This window comes from Candidatus Symbiopectobacterium sp. 'North America' (assembly GCF_015762685.1).
Lineage (GTDB): Bacteria > Pseudomonadota > Gammaproteobacteria > Enterobacterales > Enterobacteriaceae > Symbiopectobacterium.
Map to the genome: position 1 here is coordinate 1 of NZ_PEHF01000072.1, position 5,974 is coordinate 5,974.

Genomic DNA, 5,974 nt, shown 5'->3' on the forward strand with positions numbered 1-5,974 from the left:
GTTATGTGCTGACCGGAGTGGATAACAACGGCCGGTTTCGACAAGGGGAATTTGAGCAGCATGGAGGAACCAACATGAATAACAGCAGCGTCTTCATCATAGACCTCGTTAAAGGACGAAGTGGCAACATGACTTTTAATTTTTGCGATAAGACTAATCTGGAATATTCCTGATTTACTGTTTCGGTCGGTGATTACGAAGGCAATGCACTCATCTGTCATGCATTCGATAGTGAACGATACTACACGCACAAATACACCTTTCCTTGCGAAAAATCAAAATATATACGCACATCCTTCAGCCCATCCGTTAATTAGGACAATTAGCCATTCGCAATAAAACGCTTGTCATAAGAAATGAACTTCGCATTAGAAATAGGATGAAATAATCATTTTTATCAGACTATATTGCCTTTTGGAATTCCATCACCTTTTTTATTTTCGGCGTATAAACCAGCTCTTTTTGGCATTCAAGATCGATATCCAGTTTGATATCCATCATGCTCAGGCAGCCATCGATAAATCCTTCTGCCATTTGTAGCTGCTTTAACACCAGCGTATGTGAAATGCCTAGTTTGGTACCAATCGCCCTCACCGGCAGGCCAAGTACATAATGCCACTCCAATAGCACATGCAGATAGGGGTCGCGTTTTTTCAAACACGCCATAGCCCCATTAACAATCAACCCATCGTCATCGAAACACGACGGGCGCGAGCGCTGGCTGGAGGGAAGCAGCCCTCGGAAGCCCGCCGCCACCGATGAGTAATACAGCCCGTGTTCAGTATGAGAAGCCCATGCGCCATAGCGCTCGAGCACCTTTTGGATATCACGAATCATCTCGCCACCTTTGTTGTTTCTATACCGTTATCTGACAAGGACATTGGGATCTTGCCGCACCGTCCCCTGGAGTCACAAAAGAGCGGCAGCCACACACTGCCACCGGAAACTTGTTGATTTAATAGAGAACCAGCATCCGTTACTCACGCATGGCCGGCCCTGTTGTCGTGGCAATACTTTTAACTATTGATAATACCAAAAGGTATTGCTATTTCACTTGAAAAGCAATAGCGAATGCTATAAAGTTATTGGCATGAAAACGATGAACACTTTGGTAGAACGGCTCAACCATGCCATGTCGCTGACGGGAATGACTCAGGGGCAATTGGCACGCGCCGTTAACATGGCTCAGCCGACAATCTGGCGCTTGACCTCCGGTCAGGCAAAAGGAACCTCTCGTATCATTGATATCGCCGATGCGCTGGGAGTCCGTCCGGAATGGCTGGCAAATGGCGATGAACCCATGCGTGCGCCTGCGGTAACGCCTTACGACTCACGCTCCAACATTCCCCCTGAATCCCAGTGGGGAACGGTTGACGTGTGGGACAGCCACACCCCCTTGCGGGATGATGAAGTGGAAGTGCCGTTTCTGAAAGATATTGAATTCGCTTGCGGGACTGGGCGAATCATGAATGAAGATCATAACGGGTTTAAGCTGCGGTTTTCCAAATCGACCCTACGCCGCGTCGGTGCGAATTCGGATGGCTCTGGCGTACTCTGTTTCCCGGCCAAGGGCGACAGCATGGAACCATTTATTCCCGATGGCACAACCGTCGCCGTCAACACCAACGATAAGCGCATTATTGATGGCAAGATCTACGCCATCAGCCAAAACGGTTGGAACCGCATCAAGTTGCTGTATCAGGTTGGGCCGAACACGGTAAGCATCCGTAGTTACAACAGTGCTGAACATCCCGTGGAAGAGAAATCCCTCAGCGACGTCGATATTATTGGCCGCGTGTTCTGGTGGGCGGTGCTGGACTACTGATTCCTGTGCCAGTGCTGTGCCTTTAACCAACGGTCTCAGACTGCTGAAAAGTCATTGTTCCCCTCGTCATCCTCGGCGAAAGCCGGGGATCTCTGTTAGACGAAACGTGTTTCGCCTGTAGGAGATTCCCGCCTTCGCGGGAATGACGAAGGTGGGCGGGAATGATTGAGGTGAGTAGGTGTCACTCATCCCTCGTGCAACCCACACTCCCGTTTCAAACCAAAGAAGCGCGTTTCTTCTTCGCTCATTCCCGGCTCCCATTTACGCGTGGTATGCGTATCCCCTACGGACAGGTAACCCTGATCCCACAGCGGATGATAAGACAAACCGTGCTGCTTGAGGTATTGATACACCTGCTTGTTATCCCAATCGATAATCGGCAACACCTTGAAGACGCCGCGTTGGATAGCCAGTACTGGCAGATGTCCACGGCTGCCTGACTGCTCGCGCCGCAACCCGGCAAACCAGGTCTGCGCCCGTAGCTCACTCAGCTCGCGATTCATCGGCTCTACTTTGTTTAGCTGGTTGTACTGCTCAATGCCTTCAACGCCCTGTTCCCACAGCTTGCCATAGCACGCTTCCTGCCAGGCCGGGGAGAGCTCAGCGCGATACACCTTCAGATTGAGTTTCAACTGCTCGGTCAGCGTATCGATAAACTGGTAGGTTTCCGGGAACAGGTAGCCGGTATCGGTAAGGATCACCGGAATATCAGGGCGCAGTTGCGTGACCAGATGCAGGCTCACCGCCGCCTGAATGCCGAAGCAGGAGGAGAGCACATACGCTCCCGGCAAGTGCTCCAGCGCCCAGGCTACGCGCGCCTCGGCGGAGAACGTTTCCAACTGGGCGTTGGTTTCTGCCAGCGCTTGCACCTGCTCCGGTTTGGGTAGCGCATTGAGCGCTTCAAGAGAGAATACCGACATCATGCCTCCCGGTTAATCGTAAAAATCGCGCGCCGGATCGAGTACCGGCTTGATAATGCCGCTACGAATCGCGAAGTCACCGAACCCTTTTCCTGCTGGCACTCTAGCGCCCAGCGGCCAATCAGACCATCCAGTTCGCTCAGGATCTCCGCCTGCGTGATATTTTCGCGGTACATGCGCGGAATGCGCGTGCCTTCGCGGTTACCGCCCAGATGCAGGTTGTAGCGCCCAATGGCTTTCTCGACCAGACCAATTTCCGCCAGCATTGCGCGGCCACAGCCGTTCGGACAGCCAGTCCACCCGCAGTACGATATGCTCGTCGCCCACGCCGTGGCGCTGCATAATGCCTTCCACCTCGGTGACAAATTCCGGCAGAAAACGCTCGGCTTCCGCCATCGCCAGCGGACAGGTTGGGAAGGATACGCAGGCCATCGAGTTTTTACGCTGCTCGCTGACGCTATCGTCAATCAAACCGTGCTCGCGCGCCAGCGCTTCAATCTTCGCTTTATTGCGCGTAGTCACGCCCGCCACAATCAGGTTTTGGTTCGCCGTCAGTCGGAAATCCCCTTTATGAATTTTGGCGATTTCAACCAACCCGGTTTTCAACGGGCACCCTGGATAATCGAGAATACGGCCATTTTCGATAAACAGCGTCAGGTGCCATTTGCTATCGATGCCTTTCACCCAGCCAATGCGATCGCCACGGCCAGTAAATTCATACGGGCGCACCGATTCAAAGGTCACGCCTGCGCGCTTTTCCACTTCGCGTTTGAAGGTGTCAACGTCGACACGCTCCAGCGTATATTTGGTTTTGGCATTTTTGCGGTTGGTGCGGTTACCCCAATCACGTTGCGTGGTCACCACCGCTTCGGCCACTGCCAGCGTATGCTCAATCGGAATATAGCCCAGCTCACTGGCAGTGCGCGGATAGGTTGCCTTATCGCCGTCGGTAATAGAAAGGCCGCCGCCTACCAACACGTTGAAACCGACCAGACGGCCATTATCGGCAATAGCAATAAAATTAAGGTCGTTGGCGTGCAGATCGACATCGTTTTGCAGCGGGATCACTACCGTGGTTTTGAATTTGCGCGGCAGATAGGTCGCCCCGAGGATCGGTTCTTCATCGGTGGTGGCGACTTTCTCTTGATCCAGCCAGATCTCAGCGTAGGCACCGGTACGTGGCAACAGGTGCTCGGAGATCTTCTTCGCCCAGTCATAGGCCTGCTGATGCAGCTCGGATTCCACCGGGTTAGAAGTACAAAGCACGTTACGGTTCACATCGTTGGCAGTCGCCAACGCATCCAGCCCCAGATGGTTCAGCAACTGGTGCGCCGGTTTCACGTTCGGCTTCAGGATACCGTGAAACTGGAAGGTTTGGCGGTTGGTGATACGAATGCTGCCATAGAGCGTGCTCTCGGCGGCAAATTTATCGATCCCTAACCACTGCTCAGGCGTCATCACGTCACCGGGCAAACGGCAGCGCAGCATCATGGCATGACGCGGCTCCAGCTTTTGCTCGGCACGCTCAGCGCGAATATCGCGGTCATCCTGCTGATACATGCCGTGAAAACGGATCAGCAAAAAGTTGTCGCCGTTAAAACCGCCCGTCAGCCCTTCCTGCAAATCTTCAGCAATGGTACCGCGCAGGTAGTTACTTTCCCGCTTTAGGCGCTCCGCATCAGCGAGTTTCCCTTCTACCACTAACGGGCCGGGATAACGTTCATCGATTGGTAATTTTTCGCTCATGGATAGTGATCTCGCTAGTACACATCGCGCTGATAACGGTGCTCAAGGCGCAGTTCGCTTAAAAATTCATCGGCCTGTTCTGCATCTAGACCGCCGTGGGTAACGATGATGTCCAGCAGCGCCTGCTCCACATCTTTCGCCATACGGTTGGCATCGCCACACACGTAAAGATGTGCTTCTTCCTGGATCCAGCGCCACACCTGTTCGCCCTTCTCGCGCAGTTTGTCCTGCACATAGATCTTGTGTGCCTGATCGCGTGACCAGGCCAGATCGATATGCGTCAGCAATCCATCTTTCACGTAGCGCTGCCATTCCACCTGATAGAGAAAATCTTCGGTAAAGTGCGGGTTGCCGAAAAACAGCCAGTTTTTGCCTTCGGCACCGTCCGATTCGCGCTGTTGCATAAAGGCACGAAACGGAGCGATGCCGGTACTAGGTCCGATCATGATGACGGACGTCGAGGGATCGGCAGGCAGGCGGAAGTGATCGTTATGTTCAATAACGACCTAAATCTCATCGTCTTCATTCAAACGATCCGCCAGATAACCTGATGCGCCGCCCGTCCGCGCACGTCCCTCATGGTCGTAGCGCACCACACCAACGGTGATATGCACTTCGCTTTCGGCTTCAGCCTGGGAAGAAGCAATGGAATAGAGGCGCGGCGTCAATGGTCGCAGCCAGCCAATCAGTTGCTCCGGCGTCAATTCCGTCGGTGCCTGACGCACCATATCTACCAGCGGCGTACGTTGGGCGAACTGTTGCAGCGCAGGCTTTTCAGCCACCAACGCCAGTAACACATCGTTGCGGGACAACGCGGCGTACTTCTTCACCAGCGGTGCCGTATTTTGCGTCAGTTCGAAATGGCGTTGCAGTGCCTGCGACAAGGGCAATGTCTCTCCCGCCACGGTCACAGGCTCATCCCCTTTGAACCACAGCAGTTCCAGCAACTCTTGTACCAGCGCCGGATCGTTTTGATACCACACGCCGAGCGCATCACCCGGCTGATAGCGCAGCCCGGAATCCCCCAGATCGATCTCAATATGGCGCACATCCTTATCGGACGCACGCCCCGTGATTTTCTGATTCACGGCGAAACTCGCCGTGTAAGGCGCGGTTTTACTGTACGGACTGCTGGAAATTTCATCCCGCGTTCCGCTGGCGCTCGCCTGAACCACCGCCGCACCTTATGCCGGTACACGCGCCTGAAGGATATCAACAATCTGGAGACGCCACTGCTCAGCGGCTGCCTGGTAGTCAACATCGGCGTCCACGCGATCGAGCAGGGGCTCTGCACCCAGCTCGGCCAATCGACCATCAACATCTTTACCGGCTTTGCAGAAGAATTCGTAAGAGGTATCCCCCAATCCGAACACCGCAAACGACGTGGTTTTTAGCGCGGGGGCTAATGAGATGGTCACCCCCCTGTAGCGGTACGCTGACAGGGTGTTTTTCTTTCAGGAGAGGCCATCATGAAAAATGTTGC

Annotated in this window: 4 protein-coding genes and 2 pseudogenes; 1 reads left to right on the plus strand and 5 read right to left on the minus strand. The window is 53.8% G+C overall.

Features of this window, described 5'->3' with window-relative positions; translation table 11 throughout:
- Both CS369_RS22615 and CS369_RS15090 read right to left on the minus strand, forming a co-directional pair.
- Window positions 1-251 (minus strand): hypothetical protein (locus CS369_RS22615; RefSeq protein ID WP_210769499.1); only part of this gene is annotated, 251 nt, incomplete at its 3' end.
- A gap of 151 nt (window positions 252-402) precedes the next feature.
- Window positions 403-834 (minus strand): antiterminator Q family protein, encoded by a 432-nt coding sequence (locus CS369_RS15090; protein WP_196907757.1) that lies wholly within the window; start codon window positions 832-834, stop codon window positions 403-405.
- Window positions 835-1,090: 256 nt separating this feature from the next.
- On the opposite strand from CS369_RS15090, the gene CS369_RS15095 reads away from it, so the two are divergent.
- Window positions 1,091-1,825: a helix-turn-helix transcriptional regulator gene (locus CS369_RS15095; RefSeq protein WP_196907756.1), complete on the plus strand. Its 735-nt coding sequence runs from the start codon at window positions 1,091-1,093 to the stop codon at window positions 1,823-1,825.
- Window positions 1,826-2,010: 185 nt separating this feature from the next.
- On the opposite strand, the gene cysH is transcribed toward CS369_RS15095, so the two are convergent.
- From cysH to cysJ, 3 genes and pseudogenes are all read right to left on the minus strand, one after another.
- On the minus strand, window positions 2,011-2,745 hold the full coding sequence (gene cysH / locus CS369_RS15100; RefSeq protein WP_196907758.1) for a phosphoadenosine phosphosulfate reductase: 735 nt from the start codon (window positions 2,743-2,745) through the stop codon (window positions 2,011-2,013).
- A 12-nt stretch (window positions 2,746-2,757) separates the two neighbouring features.
- A pseudogene (cysI, locus tag CS369_RS15105) lies at window positions 2,758-4,473 on the minus strand (assimilatory sulfite reductase (NADPH) hemoprotein subunit).
- A gap of 32 nt (window positions 4,474-4,505) precedes the next feature.
- Window positions 4,506-5,894: pseudogene (gene cysJ / locus CS369_RS15110) on the minus strand (NADPH-dependent assimilatory sulfite reductase flavoprotein subunit); the annotation flags it as partial.
- Window positions 5,895-5,974: the final 80 nt, after the last annotated feature.

What these genes read in the sequence shown, in the direction of transcription:
- CS369_RS15095 (WP_196907756.1), top strand. Translation starts at nt 1,091, where the DNA reads ATGAAAACGATGAACACTTTGGTAGAACGGCTCAACCATGCCATGTCG.
- cysH (WP_196907758.1), bottom strand. Translation starts at nt 2,745, where the DNA reads ATGTCGGTATTCTCTCTTGAAGCGCTCAATGCGCTACCCAAACCGGAG.